We start from the raw sequence: 16,168 nt of genomic DNA on the forward strand, positions 1-16,168 counted from the left end.
CGGACTTCGGGAGCGGGACGTGTCGAACCTCGAGGAACTCAGAGACGAACTCGCGCGCATCGACCGCGAGTTGCTCGAACTCGTCGCCCGGCGGCAGGCCGTCTCCGCGAAGATCGGGGAGCGGAAGCGCGCCTCGCAGACGGCCCCGCGCGACTACCGGCAGGAAAAGGTCGTCATCGAGCGGGCCCGCGCCGCCGCGAGAGAGCTCGGGCTTCCGCCGCGGCTGGCCGAGGATCTCGTCCTGTCGCTGATCCGTTCATCGCTCGCCGTGCAGGAACGGGGCAGCGTGGCGGCGGCCGCGAGAGGAGGCGGGAAACGCGCCCTCGTCATCGGCGGTTCCGGGAAGATGGGCGGGTGGTTCGTCCGCTTCCTCTCGTCCCAGGGGTTCGAGGTGGAGAACGCCGACCCCGAGGGGGGGGATCACGCGGATTGGATGACCACGTCGCTGGATCACGACCTGATCGTGGTGGCGACGCCCATGGCCATCGCCAACGAGATCCTCGAACGGTTGGCGGAGATCGGACCGCCGGGCCTGGTGTTCGACATCGGTTCGCTCAAGAGTCCGCTGCGCTCCGGCCTGACGGCGCTGAGCGAGGCGGGGGTCCGCGTCACGTCCGTCCACCCCATGTTCGGTCCCGACACCGAACTCCTTTCCGGGGAACACGTGATCTTCGTGGACGTGGGCTGCCCCGGCGCGACGGAGGGAGCGGAGGCGCTCTTCGCCTCGACCATGGCTACGCGGGTGCGCATGGACCTGGAGAGCCACGACCGGGTGATGGGATTCGTGCTGGGGCTCTCGCACGCCCTCAACATCGCCTTCTTCACGGCGCTGGCGCGCTCCGGCGAAACGACGCCGCGCCTGGCGGACGTGTCGAGCACGACGTTCGAGGCCCAGTTGGACGTGGCGCGCGCGCTGGCCGGCGAGAACCCGCACATGTACTTCGAGATTCAGTCGCTGAACGAGTACGGAGACGTCGCGCTGAAGGAACTCGTGGCGGCGGCGGAGAGGGTCCGCGACGCGGTGGAAGCGGGGGATGAGGACGCCTTCGTCGCCCTGATGTCGGCCGGTCGGGACTACCTGGAGTCCCGCGCTTCCCCGGAATAGCGGATCGCCGACTCGACCGAGGTATCGACCCAAGACCAGACTCTAGGGTGCCCCCGTACGCTGGTCCGGTCGTAACCTTGCGAGGGCCCACCTATAATACCCATTGGTTGGCTTTCTGGAGTGCCCAATGGAGAGACATGATGAAGAAGCTGCTTGCGGTCGTGGTTGTGGTTCTCCCGTGGAGCTGTAGTGGTCCGGACGTTCAGGATAGGGGGCCCGTTGTGCAGCGGCAGACCTATCCATCTCGCGCGGCGATCGGACCAATCGTGTGGCATGCGGTTCGCGATGCACCGTTTCAGGATGTCTGGGATGCTGTCAATGAGACCTTAGAAAACCAGCGTGGCGTGGACGACAGCGAGTATAGCCATCCGCAACAGTGGACCATGAGTGACGAAAACCTCATAAGGCGCGTCGGGTCGGTATCCGCATTGGAGCGCGCGGCACCGGAATGGTTGGACGTTACGTGCGAAGAGAAGGAACTCTCTCCGGAGGATCACGAGAGGTACGACACTTCCGATCTCTCCTACGACCCCGTCGAAGAACGCATATCCGTGCACCTGGAGCAGCATCCAGCCCTCTATCGTGGCGTCTTTATCGAGATTCGCGCAGCCTACAATCAGACCATTCGAGCACCGTTTAGGACACGACTCCGGATATCGGGTCTCGATGAGCCGATGACGGTAGACTTTAGGTCGTGCGCTCCCGTCAACGAGATACTGATCGGCACCGAGATTCTGGCGGAAATCGATCGAACGCTGCGCTCGTCGAATTAAGCTGTACCGACAAGAAGGTGATCGCTGGCACGCCCATTCGCGACGCTGTCCACGCCCCACGCTGTCGTCTGCCTTAACCAAGGTCCATAAATGAACTGTCTTGACTTGAGGCACGGAGATGTTGCGTGGCCCTGCCAGTTTAGACTAGTATCAGTCTAGTCTAAATTTTCGGATTCGATTCGGGAGCAGGAACATGCCGGACATCGGCGCCTTCGAAGCCAAGACGCACCTGCCGCGCCTCCTGCGGCGCGTGCAGACGGGGGAGCGCTTCGTCATCACGAGGCACGGCCGTCCGGTTGCGGAGTTGATCCCCTTCCGTACGACCGACCCCGACAAGGTTCAGGCCGCGATCGACGACCTGAAGGCGTTCCAGGAGACGCACAGTCTCGGCGGGCTCTCCGTTCGGGACATGATCGAGGAGGGTCGCCGGCGTTGACGTTCGTGCTCGACTGTTCCGTCACGATGGCCTGGGTGTTCCCGGACGAGGCGACCGAGGAGACAGCTCGGCTCCGGGATGCCCTGAGGGAGGGCCGAGCGTTCGTTCCGTCCCTGTGGCCGGTCGAGGTCGCGAACGTGCTGCTCGTCGCTACGCGCCGGGGGCGGATCGCCGAAACCGACTGGCCGCGGATCTGGCGAAACCTGGAAGCTCTGCCGCTCACGATCGATCCGGTTTCCACGTCCCGCATCCGTGGACCGGTGCTCGAGGTCGCCCACGCGCACGGGCTCTCCGTCTACGATGCCACGTACCTGGAACTGGCCATCCGGATGCGATTGCCGCTTGCCACGCTGGATCGGGCGCTCGGGGACGCGGCACGAGCGGCGGGGCTCGAGATGCCGACCGCCACGTAGCCGGATTCGGAGGGGCTCCGGCGCGTTCCCGTGGGAACGTGGCCGGGGGATCCGCTACTCGTGGCGGGAGAGCCAGGCGCGGAGGCGGTCGGCCTCCTCGCTGGCGGACGGGTCGAGTTCCGCCTGGTAGAGGCGGCTGCGGATGACGAAGACATCCATCTCGTCCGGCGGTGCGTCCCGTTCGAGGATTCCCCGCACCTTCTTCAGGAAGAAAGTGCCCCAATCGGGTCGGCGTCCGTCGATGTCGGCGAAGCCGTACTCCTTCGCGAGGGTCCAACTCGAGAACAGCCCGCCGCTCTTCGCCGCGACGTTCGGGTCGGCGGCGAGGGCGGCGATGGCGCGGCCGACGTAGCACGGGGTCTCGGACTCGGCGAAGTACTCGTCCTTCTCGATCGCGTCGCGCCAGTTCGCCTCGGTGACGCCGAAGTGGTCGAGTACCGCCTCGGAGCGCAGGAATCCGGGGGTGATCGCGAGCGCCGTCACGCCGTGCGGGTGGAGGTCGGCGGCCATCGCGTAGGCCAGCCGGACGACCGCGTTCTTCGCCAGGTCGTAGAACAGGTTGCCGCGGTAGCCGAACGTGTCGCCGTCGGTGACTTCGACGATGAGTCCGGCGTTGCGCGCGACCATCAGCGGAGCGCCATGCCGGCTCGTGATGATGTGCGTGTGGACGGCGCGCTCCAGCAGCCGCTCGCCCTGCGCGATGGAGAGTTCCCAGAAGGACTTCCCCCACTCGGTCAGCGCGTCGCCGCCCCAGATATCGTTCACCAGGACGTCGAGCCGGCCCGCCTCGTCACGGACGCGGGCGAAGAGCCGCTCGACCTCGGACTCGACCGTGTGGTCGGCGCGGACGGCGACGCCCCGGCCCCCCTCCGACGTCACCAGCTCCGCCGTCTCCTCCAGGGTCTCCGGCCGCCCCGGCGTGGCGGGATGGCCCCGGACGCTGCGGCCGGTGCAGTAGACGGTGGCGCCCGCCTCGCCGAGCATGCGGGCGATGCCGCGCCCGGCGCCGCGCGTCGCGCCGGCGACGACGGCCACCCGGCCTTTGAGCGGACGGTCCGGCATACGGTTCAGAAGCGCAGGCGGAGGAGGGGGACATTCCAGGCGGTGTGCCGCCGGCCGTTCCGCCGCGGGTCGAGGACGGTCGTGGCGAACGGCAGCGGCAGGCCGACCTCGAGTCGGGCTCCGTCCGACCAGTTCAGGAGGGCCGGCGACAACGAACCGGGCGCCGCGCGGGCCGCGCTCGACGCTCCTTCCGGCGCGCCGTCGCCCTCCGGAGTCAGCAGGGCCCCCAGGCCCAGACCCGCGAGACTCGTCGCAAGCGGAATCGCGAAGGCGCCGCTGTCGCTGTCCGGTTTCGTGATGAGCGAAATGCCGACTCCGCCGAAACCACCGATCAGGCCCCCGAGGCTAATCATGTGCGCGCGACGGGAGGACAGGTCGAACCGGCTCCCGGCGAGCGCTCCGGCGATGAGGCCCGCGTTGCCCACGAGCAGCGTGCTCGCCCACATCGCATCGTCATCCAGATCCAGCGCGACCGCGCCCCCGAGGCCGAACCACGTCCCCCACAGGCTCCCCAGGTACGTCGCCGCGGCCGTGCCCTCCGAAGTCTCGCGCGCGAGGAGCGCGGCCGTGGCGATGCCGGCCAGTCCACCGGCCACTGCCGCGGTGAAGGCCTCCTGGTCGTCCGGATCGCAGTACTCGCAGTCCGGATCGACGCCCAGATTCAGCGCGTGCGCCCAGCCCACGCCCTGCCAGGTGCCCCACGTGCCGGCCCAACTGATCGTGCGCGACCGTCCCACCGAGAGGGACCGCGAGAACACGCGGCCAGCGAGGTAACCGACCGGCCCGCCGAGCAGAAGACCGACGCCGTGCGACTCGGAACTGCGCGCGTCCGCCAGCATGGGCACCGCGACGCCCCCCAGCCACAGACCGTAGAGCGTCGACCAGACGCGGAACTCCGTATCGCCGCGCCGGTCCTGCGCCGCGCCGCCCTGCCCCAGCCCCACCGGCACCGCCCCCGCCGGCGCCCCCAACCCTTCCAGCCGAGCCCGGGCCAGCGCCGCACCCGGGGTGTCGGGGTAGCGGCGGACGACCTCCTCATACAGGGCCCGGGCAACGTCGAGTTCGCCGCGCTCCTCGAAGTCGCCCGCCGTCGCGACGAGCACCGCGGCGGAGTCCGCAGCGGTCACCTGCGCGGCGGCGGGCCGCGCACCGCCGAGGAAACCGGCCAGGAGAGCGATGATCGTCAGGCCCGAGAGGCGGACCGACACCTCTCCTCGCGAGGCCGCCAGTCGCGAGTTCACCGGGGACGGCCGGTCAGCGGATGCCGACGATGCCGCGGACCGACTCGATGAGTTTGGGCGCGTCCCAGCCCACGCCGCCCTTGAACACGATGCGGGTCTCGCGGATGTGGCCGTCGGCTTCCGGGTCTCCCTCCAGCACGACGAGATCCGCGACCTTGCCGACCTCGATCGTTCCCGTTTCGTCGTCGATGCCCAGCACCCTGGCGCCGTTCGCGCTCATGATCCGGACGACCTCGGCGGGCGTGAACCCGGCCTCGAGCAGAAGTTCGTAGTTCTTCTGGTCGCCGTAGCCGGGAGGCGCCGCCCCGTACCCCGTCGGGTCGACCCCGGCCGCGAGCGTGCCCCCCGCCTGCACGAAGGCGTACTCGTACTCGAGCGCCTTCCGGTAGACGTCGGGGTGGATTCCGATCCCGGAATCGAGCGTCGCGTTCCGGCGCAGGTCCGCGATCTCCCGCACCTCCGCCGCGATTTCGGGCGCGAGGATGTCGTAGACGCGCTCGTCGATCGGGCCCCGCCCCGGCACGGAGATCTCGTACACGGCCAGCGTAGAGGTCATCGCGACGTCGTTCTCGATCATCATGCGGAACGTTTCCTGCACCTCCTCGGAGTCCACGTCGAGGTCGGCGTAGCCGTTCCGGAAGCCGGATGGGCAGTCGTCCGGTTCCTTCCCGGGGAAGTACTCGCTGTTCGCGAGCAGGCCGTGCTCCAGGTTGTCGATCCCGAGCGCCACCGCCTCCCGGTATCCGACGGAGCAGAGGTGGGCCGTCACCTTCACGCCGTGCCGGTGCGCCTCGTCGATCGCCGCGCCGAGTTCCTCCCGGCTGATCCAGGTGTACGCCTTGAACCAGGGCACCCCCTCCTCGGCCCAGTAGCGGACGAGACGGCGGGCCTGCTCCGGCCCCTCGAGCTGGGCCATCGATTGCGAACCCTCCTGCCCCGTGAGGTAGGGACCGGTTGTGAACATGTTGGGGCCGATGGTGCGCCCTTCATCGATGGCCCGCTTGAGGTTGATCTCCTCGTACGGCGCGCGCGCCCCCGTCGTCCGGATCGTCGTCACGCCCGACGCCAGGTAGAGTCGCGACCCGGAGAAGGAGAGCTGCGCGGCGCGACCGTTCCCGCCCGTGTAGTAGCTGTGGTTGTGGAGCCCGATGAGACCCGGGATCACGGTGTGGCCCTCGAGATCCAGGACCTGCGCGTTCCGGATCCGATCCGCGACCTCGCCGGCGGGGCCGATGTCCGCGATGCGGCCGTCCCGGATGACGATGGTCTGGCCTTCACGGGGCGGGCCTCCGGTCCCATCGATCACCTTGACATTCGTGAGCGCCACGGTGGGCGCCTGCACCGCGATGAAGTCCTCCATCGCTTCCTGGGACTGCGCTTCCGTGGACGACATTCCCCCGACGGCAAGCGCCGCGACGAGGGCCGGAAGGGAACGGCGGCGGGCGGTCATCATGAGGGGTTCCTTTCTCACTGCGGGGCGTCTGCGACGTTCATCACCATCTTCATCCCGGCTTCGAGGTGTTCCGCGATGTGACAGTGGATCATCCAGCGGCCGGGGTTCGACAGTTCCAGCAGGATGTCCGTCGTGGATGCGGCGGGCAACAGGACCGTGTCCTTCCACGCCAGGTTCGGGTTCGGCACGCCGTTCTGCGACAGGACGAGGAAGCGCTGACCGTGGATGTGGAGCGGGTGCTGCATCGCGTGGAAGGCGCCGCGGTCGTTGACGACGCGGATCTTCACCACATCCCCGACGGCGAAGTTCCACTCGATCTCTTCGTTCTCCCGCCCCGTGGCCGTTTCCCTCAGGACCCAGCGGACCTCGCGGCCGGTCGTGGCCCAGTTCATGCGCGGCATCGTCCCGGTCCATTCCACCGGGTTGAAGTAGACCCAGTCGTAGGCCATCGAGCGTTCGATGGGGAGCGGGAGATCCTCGGTCTCGAGCGTCATCACGAGTTCGTGGTCGGGCTCGTCGTCGAAGCGCGGCCGGTAGCGGTCGATGTCCGCAATGACGTCCGCATGCTCGCGCAGGGTCTCGAAGGAGGGCCCGTGATCGTGGGCCGCGGGTCGCGACGCCACGGTGACGGCACCCAGGGTCCGGAGTTCGGCCCGGAAGACGCCCTGTCGGTGATTGATCCCCTGGACGTGGTTGACGAGCGCGTGCGTGCCGGGGCGGTCGAAGCGGACGTCGATCACGTAGCGCTCCGCGGGAGCCAGGACCACGCTTCTGGTCCACTCCTCGCGCTCGAAGCGGCCCACATCCGACGCGACGACCTTGAGCGGAAGACGATTCGGGTCCGCCGCGTCGGGATCCGACACGCGCTGGTCGGGATCGGGAAGCCCGCCGCGTTCCGTGTCCACGAAGGAGAGGTTGAAGGTGCGCGTGTTCGAGGCGTTCGTGAGGTGGAAGCGGACGACCTCGCCGCGGTCGACCTCCAGTTCGTAGTTCGGCTCCCCGTTGACCAGGGCCCGGTTCCCGAACCGGCCCATGAGCACGTAGTTCGCCGATTCCTCCCCGAAGTCCACGAGTCCGTCCTCGTCGAGGAGGATGTCGTCGAGCAGGAGGACTTCCTCGCGGTTCGCGGGCCCGTAGTAGTCCCGGTCGGCGGGGTCGACGAGGAGGTTCCCGTACAGGCCGAGTTCCTGCTGGACGTCCTCGCGGTGGTGCGGGTGGTACCAGTAGATGCCCGCGTCCCGGAAGAAGATCCGGTACCGGAAGGACTCGCCGGGGGCGACGGGGTCCTGGGTGAGGCCGGGGACGCCGTCGAACGCGTTGTCGAGCCGGATGCCGTGCCAGTGCACCGCCGTCGGATACGGGGTCCGGTTCGTGAAGTTCACGAAGATGGTGGACTGCTCCGGGACCCGGATCAGGGGTCCGGGGTGCTGGCCGTTGAAGGCGAGCATGGCGAGTCGGCGGCCTTCGATGTCCCGTCGGACGACGGTGGCCTCGAGGTCGAGCGTGCCCCCATCCGGGAGGTTGACGATCTGATGCTCGGAAGCCTCGGGAAGCGACTCCCACGGGGGCAGGTCGGCCGCGCTTCGGAGGCTCGCGGGGCGGGCGCGCGGTTCGAGGTCCATCACGCCGGGCAGCATGGCGATGCCGGGGTACGCGGGCGGCGCGTCCCAGCGCGTCGGGGCCCGGTCGGCCGCACGCCGCGTCGCCGATGGCGCGAGGGCCAGGAGGTCGTGCGCCTCCATGAGCGCGGACGGCGAGCGCCCCCTCAGCACGAGCGGCCCCTCGCGCTCCTCCACATCGGCCGACGCCTCCGCGCTGACCATCACGAGGAACTTGTTGAACGCGACGCGCCCCAGCGCGTGCTCGCCGTTCCCGACCGGCCCCAGCGACACCACGGGAGCCAGTTCGAGCGGCGTCGCCCACGCCACGTAGACCGTATACGGCCCGAGGCTGGAGGGTGGCGGGAGGCCCTCGATGTGCGCGGTCAACGCGCGGACATGGTGGCCGGACGGCGTCACCGTCACGCCGAACGGCGACGGCACCCGCCCGAGTTCGACGAACCCCTGCGCGTCGCCGCTCCGCGCCGTGGAAAAGAGACTGATGCAATGGAGGTCGGCGGCCACCCGGCCCGTCGGCGTGTCCGTGAGCGCACCCGCCGCCCCGGCGGCGCGCGTCTCCGCGGCCCGCGCTTCGCAGGCACCGCTGGAGCCGGGAAGCTGGCCTGCCGCGGCGGGCGCCGCGGCGAGCAGGCCGAACACCCCCGCCGTCAGCGCCCGCACCGGATGTCGGATCAGTCGTCCGGGTCGTCGTCCGGGATGAACCGGAGCGCGACGCCGTTGTTGCAGTACCGCTTGCCCGTCGGCTCGGGCCCGTCGTTGAAGACGTGGCCGTGGTGTCCGCCGCAGCGGGCGCAGTGATATTCGGTCCGCGGCAGGATGAGCTTGAAGTCGCGTTTCGTCTCGAAGGCCTCGGGCAGCGTCTCGAAGAAGCTCGGCCACCCGGTGCCGCTGTCGTATTTCATGTCGGTCGTGAACAGCGCCTCCCCGCACGCCGCGCACGCGAACGTGCCGGGACGCTTCTCATCGTTCAGCGGACTCGTCCCCGCGCGTTCGGTCGCTTCCTCGAACAGCACCTTGTAGGCCTGCTCGGGGAGCTTCTCCCGCCATTCCCCCTTCGCCTTCCTGGCTATCTTCCCCATCTCTCCCGTCTTCCCGTCTACCGGGTCAGCCCCCGGGGTTCTCCAGGATGAAGATCTTGTCGTCCGTCTCATCCACGCCCGTGAGATCGAGGTCCCCGTCGAGGTCGCGGTCGTGAATGACGACGCACGAGCCGTTCGTGCTCGCCGCGTACGACCGGGGGTTCACGAGCGTTCCGTCGCCCGCGTTCTCGTGCACGGTGAAGCTGTTGCCCTCGAAATCGCTCGTCACCACGTCGAGGTCGCCGTCACCGTCGATGTCGCCCACGTCGACCGCCAGCGGCGACTCGCCCGTCTCGTACTCGACGGGATCCGCGAAGGCGCCCGCGCCATCGCCGAGGAGGACGGCCACATTGTTCCCTTCACGGTTCGCGGACATCACGTCGACGTTCCCGTCGCCGTTCACATCGCCCGCCACGATCATCCACGGCTTGCCGCCGGCGCGCACGCGCGTGCCCAGCTCAAGGTTGCCGCGCCCGTCCCCCAGGTAGGTGAGGACCTCGTCGGTGAAGTAGGCGCCGACGAGCAGGTCGGGCAGGCCGTCGTTGTTTACGTCCGCCGTCGCGCACGTCTTCTCGCCCTGGCCCGGCGAGGCGATCTCGGAAGCGCGCCGCAGATCGCCCGTCCCGTCCGCGTTGTTGAGCAGCATGGCGACGTTGCCGCGCGATTCCTCGGGTCCGACGGACATGTTCACCGCCGCCACATCCGGCCACCCGTCCTGGTCGAAGTCGCCGATGCACACGCCGCGGACGTTCTGTCCGGACTCGATGTTGCTCCCCAGTTCGAACCAGCCGTTCCCGTCGGCGAGGAAGACGGACACGAGATCGTTCCCCGCGTTCCCGACCACGAAGTCCGTGAGGCCGTCGCCGTTGAAATCCGCGCCTTCGTTCGGGCTCGGCCAACTCCCGCCCGGGATGTCGAGGACGCGGAACTCGTTGTAGTCCCCCTTGCCGTCGTTGAACATGACGCGGACGTCGGCGGAGACCTCGTTGGGGATCGCGATGTCGGGGTAACCGTCGCCGTTGAAGTCGCCGGCGTAGGCCCCGTAGGGCTGGACGTGCTTTTCACCGTCGTCGAGCACGATCCGCGAACCTCGGTCGATCATGTCGAGCGAGCCCGCCTGGGGCCGGATCCAGAAGTTCCACGCGAAACCCGTTTCCATCGCGCCGCCCGACGCGAGCTTCTCTCCGGCGCGCAGCGAAGCCGTGACCGATTCGCCGGCGTGGAAGGACCCGCCGGGCTCGAAGCGGATGCGCCGGCCATCGTCCGAGAGCTGCACGGAGCCGGTCATCACGCCGCTCCAGCGGCCGAACACGGACAGCGCCGCCGGATCGAACCCTCCCGGATCGAGCGGCTGCGCCAGGACCAGTTCGACCGGCGACTCGGGACCGGCTTCGATCGAGTGCGGGGCCGGCGAGACGAGAGACACAGCGGCCGACGAGGATCCCACGGCGGCGGCGGGCGGGGCCTCCGTCGCGGCCGCCTCGCTGCGGTCCGTGCCGACAAGAACGAGCACCGCCACCGCGGCGATGACGAGTGCACCAAGTACTCCGGAGAGGGTCTTCATCTCTCAACCTCCAACAGCTCGAACCCACAGGGTCCGCCGCGCGCGAACCCAGCGTTACACCGGACTTCTCAAGCTACCGGCGTTCACGGCCGGTGACGAGCGGCAGATCCTCCCGCCGCCCCCAATCGTTCCAGGAAGCGTCGTAGAACTTCGTGTCGTAGCCCAGATATCTCGAAATCATGTAGGTGTAGCTCGCCCGCATGCCGATGAGGCAGTAGCTGACGACGACGCCGTCCTTCTTCGCCCCCGCCTCCTCGAAGCGCGCCTCCACCTCGGCGAGGTCGATCAGCGTGGGGATGTCCTCGCCCGTGAGATCCTGCCAGTAAAGGTTGTAGGCGCCGGGAATGTGCCCGCCCCGCAGGAAATCCCGGCCCGGTCGCTCACCCGTGTATTCGTCTTCCGGCCGTGCGTCGATCAGCGTCACGTCCGGGTCGTCGAGACGGTCGTGGATCCACTCCGCCGTCACGATCATGTCTTCCCGGACGTCCGCCTCGAAGTCGCCGAGGACGGGCGTCGCCGGCTCGGCGGTGACTTCGCCTCCCGCCGCCTTCCACGCCGCCAGCCCTCCATCGAGCACCGAGGTGCGGTCGCCGTGGCCCAGGTAATCCAGCGTCATGAAGACGCGGGCCGCGTGAAGGCCGGGGTCCCCCACCACGACCACATGGCTGTCGTTGGAGACGCCCGCGGCGCGGAAGACCTCGACGAGATCCTCGACCGGCGCGAGTTCGGTGATGAGATCGTTCCGCTCGACGGCGATGTCGTGGTACTCGAGAAAGCGCGCCCCCCGCACATATTCCTCGAGGGGCGCCATGCGGCCCATCCCGACGTGGAGCACGACGACATCAGGGTCGTCGCCGTGCTCCACGAGCCAGTCGCCGCTCACGAGGATGCCCGGATTCGCCTGCGCGGCGCCGGCCTGTACCGAAACGGTCAGTGCTGCCAGCCAGATCGTGAGGACCGCCGCGGGTCGCATTGGGAATCGTCGCATGAGGATTTCTCCGGAACTCGGCATTGGTTGTCTCTTCCGTCGCATTCGACTCGCTTTCCGCTCAGGGTGAGCATATCTCAGCCGGATGGAGTTTCGAAACCGGGAAGGGAACGAGGCGTACGCGTTCTCCCTCCCGCGCCGGAATCGCGCGCCGGGGACAAGCGCCTTCGTGAGAGCGCGGGACGAGGGGACGAAGATCGAGCATTGCCTGCGCTCGATCCTTCCGGTGTTCGACGACATTCATGTGATCGACAACGGCAGCCGGGACGACACCGCCGAGATCGTGCGGCAGGTGCGGGAGACCGCCGCGGATGGCAGCAAGATCCGGGTTCATTCGTATCCTTTCCGAGTGGGGCGGTTCGGTCCCGAGCACGACGAAACCCCGGCCGACTCGCTGCACTCTCTCGTCTACTTCACGAACTGGGCGCTGTCCCGCTGCACCCGGCGCTACGCCTGCAAGTGGGACGCGGACATGGTGCTCGCGGGCGAGCAACGGGATGCCTTCCTGGGCCTGATCGCCGGACTCGACGGGGGTTGGCCCGCCGCCTGGTCGCTCGCCGGACAGACCGTGTATCGGACGTCCGAGGGGTCCTTTCTCGTCCCGCGCGGGGAAGTGAACCGGGAGGTGCGGATCGCCCCCTGCGGCTACCCCGCCAGATTCCACAAGCGGCAACACTGGGAACAGCTGATCCGACCCCGCTGGCTTCGGACACATCACTTCGCACCCGTCTGCTTCCATGAGCTGAAGTTCCTGGACGAGGAGGAGTTCGATCACTGGTCGACGACGGAGTTCCCCTCGCCCCGCAAGCGACGGGAATGGGAGACGTTCCAGCGGCTGCGCGGCGGGGGAGCGGGCGACGTCGACATGGGCGCGGTTCGTCGCCTGCCGCCCACCTTCCTCGATGACCAGGTCGATGTGGCGGGGCGACGCGAATCACACGGGGTGCGGCCAGTCAGAGCCCCGGGCAGCGGGCGTCCGGTCGAGCGTCCGGTGCATAAGCGCGTCCTGCCGCGCCGGATGCCTCGTTTTCTCGGGATCGGCGCCACGCGTGCGGGCACGAGTTGGGTGGCGGCGCAGCTCTCGAGCCATCCGCAGATTCGGATGGACCGCAAGGAGATCCACTTCTTCGACCGCAAGCTCGAAGCGCCGGCCCCGAGCGGATCCGCGCGGGATCGAATCGATCGGCTCCGCTACCTTGCCCGCTTCGTCCGCGCCAGAGGAGGCGGCCGGGGGGACGCCAGGGGAGGCGGCCGGAGTGGCGGCCGGATCCGGGGCGAGATCACGCCTGCCTACGCGATTCTCGAGCCGGAGGTCATCCGCCGCGTTGCGGATTGGATGCCCGACGCAAGACTCATCTTCATGCTGCGCGACCCGATCGAGCGCGCGTGGTCGCAGGCGCGGCACGGGTTTCCGCGGTGGCGGGGCAAGCCGTTGGAGTCGGTGGGCCGCGAGGAACTCATCGCCTACTTCGACAGCGACGCGGTCCGGCGGCGCAGCGACTACGCGACCTGCCTGCGCGCGTGGTTCGGGCACTTTCCGCGCGAGCATTTCTTCTTCGGCTTTCTGGACGAGATCCGGGAGCGGCCCGAAGACCTGATGCGCGATCTCCTGGGGTTCCTCGAGGCGAGGGTTGTGGTGGCGGACGCCGAGTCGTTGAGGAAGCCCGTGAACGCGGCGGCTCCCGTCCGCATGCCGGGGTGGGTACGCGACCACCTCGAACGGGAGTACGCGTTCAACGCGGACGAAGTCTCGGACCTCATCGGGCGGACGGTCCCGTGGTCCCGGTGAACCGGCCGCCGAGGCTCGACCCGCCCCGGCTCCGGCGGCGCGCGGTCCCGGCCTTCAAGCGCTGGTTCGGTCGCGGCAAGCGCCGGGTCGGCTACTACCGGCTGCGCGACGGGCTGCGGAACCGGGCGCGGGAGCCTCGGTTCCTCCGGTCGCTGCGGCCTACCGATGTGTTCCTCGTGGGACACCCGAAATCCGGGAACACCTGGCTCGCCTACATGCTGGCGGTGCTTCTGTCCGACGATCGCGAGGGAGAGGTGAACCTGTACAACGTCGGCGACCACGTGCCGTTCGTGCACGGCCGCGACCACGAGATCGCCGCCTGGGACCACCTCCCGGACCCGAGGGTGTTCCGGAACGAGTATCCCCGTTACCCGCACCGCTATCCCGGAACCCTGTACCTCGTGCGCGACCCGCGGGCGGTCCTGGTCTCCTTCTGGCACATGTTCGCGACGATGTTCGACGACCGGGCCATGACACTCTCACGGTTCGTGGATGGCTACCTGTCCGGTGGCGCTCCATTCGACGCCTGGCACCGGCACCTGAGGCGATGGGACCGGCAGGTGGCGGCCGCGCTCCGACGCGCGGAGGGCGGCGAACGGGTCTGTATCGTGCGCTACGAGGACCTCGTCTCCGACCGCGAGGCGGCCCTCCGCCGCGTGGCGCATTTCATCGGTGCGGTTCCTGCGGAAGACGTTCCCGCGGGAACGTCCGAGCGGCTCTCCCGGGCGGCGGCGCGCGGGTCGTTCGAGGCCATGCGAGACCTGGAGGGGCGCCACGGTGCGGAGGCCTACGCGGGGCGCGCCCGCGGCGAGGGGCGGTTCGTTCGCCGGGGACAGGCGGAGGGTTGGAAGGATGAGATGGACCCCGCGGACGCGGCCCGGATCGAAGCCGCGTTCGGCCCCGTCATGGAGCGCGCGGGATACCTGGCATGAAAGCGAGCGGCGGCCCCGGCATCGCGGTCATCGTCTCGACCTACGAGCGGCCCGACGCCCTCGACGCGGTGCTGCGGAGTCTCGCCGAACAGACGTACCGCCGGTTCGAGATCGTCGTGGCGGACGACGGTTCCGGCCCGGACACGCGCGAACTCGTCGAGCGGTTCGCGGAGGCCTCCGGCCTCGACCTGCGGCACGTCCGGCAGGAGGACCGCGGGTATCGGCTGGCCGCGATCCGGAACCGGGCCGCCGCCGCGACCGAACGGCCGTACCTCATCTTTCTCGACGGGGACTGTCTCGTGCGGCCGGATTATGTGGAGAGACACGCTTCGCTCGCCGCGCCGGGGCATTTCGTCCACGGCAGCCGCGTGCGGCTCGACCCGGGACTCTCGCGGTTCGCGATCGCGCGGAGGGCGACGGCAATCGAGCGGTGGGGCGCCATGCGCTGGCTCGTCGAGTGGTTCCGGGGACGCGTGGACCGTTTCACGCCGCTGCTGCGCGTGCCGCTGGGACCTCTGCGCCGGATGTCGCCGCGCCGGTGGCATGGGGTCAAGGGGTGCAACCTTGCCCTGTGGCGCTCGGACCTCCTTGCGGTGAACGGCTTCGACGAAGGGTTCGAGGGGTGGGGGTTCGAGGACAACGATCTCGTCGTCCGCCTCATCCGGAACGGCGTGCGACGCAAGGAGGGCCGCTACGCCGTCCCGGTTCTGCACCTCTGGCATGAGATGCGCCCACCCGACCCGGCGAGCCGGGAGCGCCTCGAGCGCCGTCTCCGCTCCGACACGGTCCGCGCCCAGCGGGGAATCGACGGCTACGGCTAAGGCCGTCGGGGGCCCTTCCGAATCCCGTGCTCCGTCCAGTCGCGCCCGCGCGCGAAACCCGGGAAGATGCGGAGCGGCCGGGGCACCCCGCGGGTTTCGGCGCGCAGCCGTTCGTTTCTCGCCTGCGCTTCGGGATCGAGCCACGGCCGGTCGTGCTCGACGTGCGCGCACACCGCCCGATGCCGGGCCTGGAGGGGGCGAATCCCGGCGTTGCGGAGACGCTCGCCGAGTTCGCGGTCCTCGACCGGGTACGTCATGCGCTCGTCGAAGCCGTTCACGCGCAGGAGGTCGGTCTTCCAGGCCGAGGCGTTGTGCCCGTTCCACGTCGCTCGCGTGGTCGTCAGGCGATCGAGCCACGCGGCGCGACGCGGCGAGCGGGTGAGTTTGCTCCGGTCGCGCCACCGGCTCAGCGCTCGTTGCTCATGGAGCCACGGCGACTCGAACAGCGAGCCGTCCAGAACATCTTCTTTCTCGATCCGCGTTCCGGCCGCGCTCGAGAGGCGAACCCTCCCGCCCGATACGAAGAACCCCGGCCTGGCGAGCCGCGCGTGCGTATCCACGAAGTCGTCGCGGGGGATGCAGTCGCCGTCGCTGAGGATGAGGTAATCTCCGCGGGCCTCGACGATCGCGCGGTTCAGGATCCGACACTTCCGGAACCCGTCGTCTTCCTGCCGGACGTGGGAGACCGCTAGACCGGTCGCCGCCCGCAGACGCTCGATCCGGCCGCCCGTCTCCGGTCCGGAGCCGTCATCCGCCACGACGATATCGAACCCAGCGTGCGTCTGTACCGAGTAGCCCCAGAGCGTGCGTTCCAGCTCTTCGGGCGCCTCGTACGTGCTCAGGATGACGGAGAGGGCGGGCGGCTCGCGGCTCATGCGGCCCCCTCCGTCGGA

The 16,168-nt window shown here is 69.0% G+C and carries 15 protein-coding genes; 7 read left to right on the top strand and 8 right to left on the bottom strand.

From position 1 onward, the window contains the following. Positions 1-19: 19 nt before the first annotated feature. The 4 genes from ACOGI9_RS12430 to ACOGI9_RS12445 all read left to right on the top strand — a co-directional run bounded on the left by ACOGI9_RS12430 (position 20) and on the right by ACOGI9_RS12445 (position 2,727). Positions 20-1,105 carry a prephenate dehydrogenase/arogenate dehydrogenase family protein gene (locus ACOGI9_RS12430; protein WP_419857434.1) on the top strand — a complete coding sequence of 362 codons (1,086 nt, stop codon included), beginning with the start codon at positions 20-22 and terminating at the stop codon, positions 1,103-1,105. Positions 1,106-1,245: 140 nt separating this feature from the next. Then, positions 1,246-1,878: a hypothetical protein gene (locus ACOGI9_RS12435; protein WP_419857435.1), complete on the top strand. Its 633-nt coding sequence runs from the start codon at positions 1,246-1,248 to the stop codon at positions 1,876-1,878. Positions 1,879-2,071: 193 nt separating this feature from the next. Further along, entirely contained in the window at positions 2,072-2,314 is a 243-nt protein-coding gene (locus ACOGI9_RS12440) for a type II toxin-antitoxin system Phd/YefM family antitoxin (protein ID WP_419857436.1), read from the top strand. Between the two features lie 5 nt (positions 2,315-2,319). Further along, positions 2,320-2,727, top strand: coding sequence for a type II toxin-antitoxin system VapC family toxin (locus ACOGI9_RS12445; RefSeq protein ID WP_419859293.1), 408 nt, complete (start codon positions 2,320-2,322; stop codon positions 2,725-2,727). A gap of 54 nt (positions 2,728-2,781) precedes the next feature. Here the strand turns inward: ACOGI9_RS12445 and ACOGI9_RS12450 are convergent, their stop codons facing one another. The 7 genes from ACOGI9_RS12450 to ACOGI9_RS12480 all read right to left on the bottom strand — a co-directional run bounded on the left by ACOGI9_RS12450 (position 2,782) and on the right by ACOGI9_RS12480 (position 11,733). Next, positions 2,782-3,789 carry an SDR family oxidoreductase gene (locus ACOGI9_RS12450; protein ID WP_419857437.1) on the bottom strand — a complete coding sequence of 336 codons (1,008 nt, stop codon included), beginning with the start codon at positions 3,787-3,789 and terminating at the stop codon, positions 2,782-2,784. A 5-nt stretch (positions 3,790-3,794) separates the two neighbouring features. Further along, on the bottom strand, positions 3,795-5,030 hold the full coding sequence (locus tag ACOGI9_RS12455; protein WP_419857438.1) for a tetratricopeptide repeat protein: 1,236 nt from the start codon (positions 5,028-5,030) through the stop codon (positions 3,795-3,797). 13 nt (positions 5,031-5,043) lie between these two features. After that, positions 5,044-6,501: an amidohydrolase family protein gene (locus ACOGI9_RS12460; RefSeq protein ID WP_419857439.1), complete on the bottom strand. Its 1,458-nt coding sequence runs from the start codon at positions 6,499-6,501 to the stop codon at positions 5,044-5,046. Next, on the bottom strand, positions 6,498-8,762 hold the full coding sequence (locus ACOGI9_RS12465; RefSeq protein WP_419857440.1) for a multicopper oxidase domain-containing protein: 2,265 nt from the start codon (positions 8,760-8,762) through the stop codon (positions 6,498-6,500). Before ACOGI9_RS12465 ends, ACOGI9_RS12460 begins: the two co-directional genes overlap by 4 nt. Positions 8,763-8,773: 11 nt before the next feature. After that, positions 8,774-9,181, bottom strand: a complete 408-nt coding sequence (gene msrB, locus ACOGI9_RS12470) for a peptide-methionine (R)-S-oxide reductase MsrB (protein ID WP_419857441.1) — start codon at positions 9,179-9,181, stop codon at positions 8,774-8,776. Between the two features lie 25 nt (positions 9,182-9,206). After that, on the bottom strand, positions 9,207-10,745 hold the full coding sequence (locus ACOGI9_RS12475; protein ID WP_419857442.1) for an FG-GAP repeat domain-containing protein: 1,539 nt from the start codon (positions 10,743-10,745) through the stop codon (positions 9,207-9,209). A gap of 73 nt (positions 10,746-10,818) precedes the next feature. After that, positions 10,819-11,733 (bottom strand): sulfurtransferase, encoded by a 915-nt coding sequence (locus ACOGI9_RS12480; protein WP_419857443.1) that lies wholly within the window; start codon positions 11,731-11,733, stop codon positions 10,819-10,821. 85 nt (positions 11,734-11,818) lie between these two features. On the opposite strand from ACOGI9_RS12480, the gene ACOGI9_RS12485 reads away from it, so the two are divergent. Genes ACOGI9_RS12485 through ACOGI9_RS12495 form a run of 3 tightly spaced genes read left to right on the top strand, consistent with a single transcriptional unit; the run spans position 11,819 to position 15,275 of the window. Next, positions 11,819-13,522 (top strand): hypothetical protein, encoded by a 1,704-nt coding sequence (locus ACOGI9_RS12485; RefSeq protein WP_419857444.1) that lies wholly within the window; start codon positions 11,819-11,821, stop codon positions 13,520-13,522. Next, entirely contained in the window at positions 13,510-14,454 is a 945-nt protein-coding gene (locus tag ACOGI9_RS12490; protein WP_419857445.1) for a sulfotransferase domain-containing protein, read from the top strand. Before ACOGI9_RS12485 ends, ACOGI9_RS12490 begins: the two co-directional genes overlap by 13 nt. After that, complete coding sequence (locus ACOGI9_RS12495; protein WP_419857446.1) at positions 14,451-15,275, top strand: glycosyltransferase; 825 nt, start codon at positions 14,451-14,453, stop codon at positions 15,273-15,275. Before ACOGI9_RS12490 ends, ACOGI9_RS12495 begins: the two co-directional genes overlap by 4 nt. On the opposite strand, the gene ACOGI9_RS12500 is transcribed toward ACOGI9_RS12495, so the two are convergent. After that, positions 15,272-16,150: a glycosyltransferase gene (locus ACOGI9_RS12500; protein WP_419857447.1), complete on the bottom strand. Its 879-nt coding sequence runs from the start codon at positions 16,148-16,150 to the stop codon at positions 15,272-15,274. The genes ACOGI9_RS12495 and ACOGI9_RS12500 overlap by 4 nt on opposite strands. Positions 16,151-16,168 lie beyond the last annotated feature (18 nt).

This window comes from Candidatus Palauibacter irciniicola (assembly GCF_965208695.1).
Classification (GTDB): Bacteria; Gemmatimonadota; Gemmatimonadetes; order Palauibacterales; family Palauibacteraceae; genus Palauibacter; species Palauibacter irciniicola.

Bases quoted from the DNA above. Each gene is read 5' to 3' on its own strand.
- ACOGI9_RS12480 (WP_419857443.1), bottom strand. From the start codon at position 11,733: ATGCGACGATTCCCAATGCGACCCGCGGCGGTCCTCACGATCTGGCTG.
- ACOGI9_RS12500 (WP_419857447.1), bottom strand. From the start codon at position 16,150: ATGAGCCGCGAGCCGCCCGCCCTCTCCGTCATCCTGAGCACGTACGAG.
- ACOGI9_RS12495 (WP_419857446.1), top strand. From the start codon at position 14,451: ATGAAAGCGAGCGGCGGCCCCGGCATCGCGGTCATCGTCTCGACCTAC.
- ACOGI9_RS12435 (WP_419857435.1), top strand. From the start codon at position 1,246: ATGAAGAAGCTGCTTGCGGTCGTGGTTGTGGTTCTCCCGTGGAGCTGT.
- ACOGI9_RS12475 (WP_419857442.1), bottom strand. From the start codon at position 10,745: ATGAAGACCCTCTCCGGAGTACTTGGTGCACTCGTCATCGCCGCGGTG.
- ACOGI9_RS12485 (WP_419857444.1), top strand. From the start codon at position 11,819: ATGGAGTTTCGAAACCGGGAAGGGAACGAGGCGTACGCGTTCTCCCTC.
- msrB (WP_419857441.1), bottom strand. From the start codon at position 9,181: ATGGGGAAGATAGCCAGGAAGGCGAAGGGGGAATGGCGGGAGAAGCTC.
- ACOGI9_RS12440 (WP_419857436.1), top strand. From the start codon at position 2,072: ATGCCGGACATCGGCGCCTTCGAAGCCAAGACGCACCTGCCGCGCCTC.
- ACOGI9_RS12450 (WP_419857437.1), bottom strand. From the start codon at position 3,789: ATGCCGGACCGTCCGCTCAAAGGCCGGGTGGCCGTCGTCGCCGGCGCG.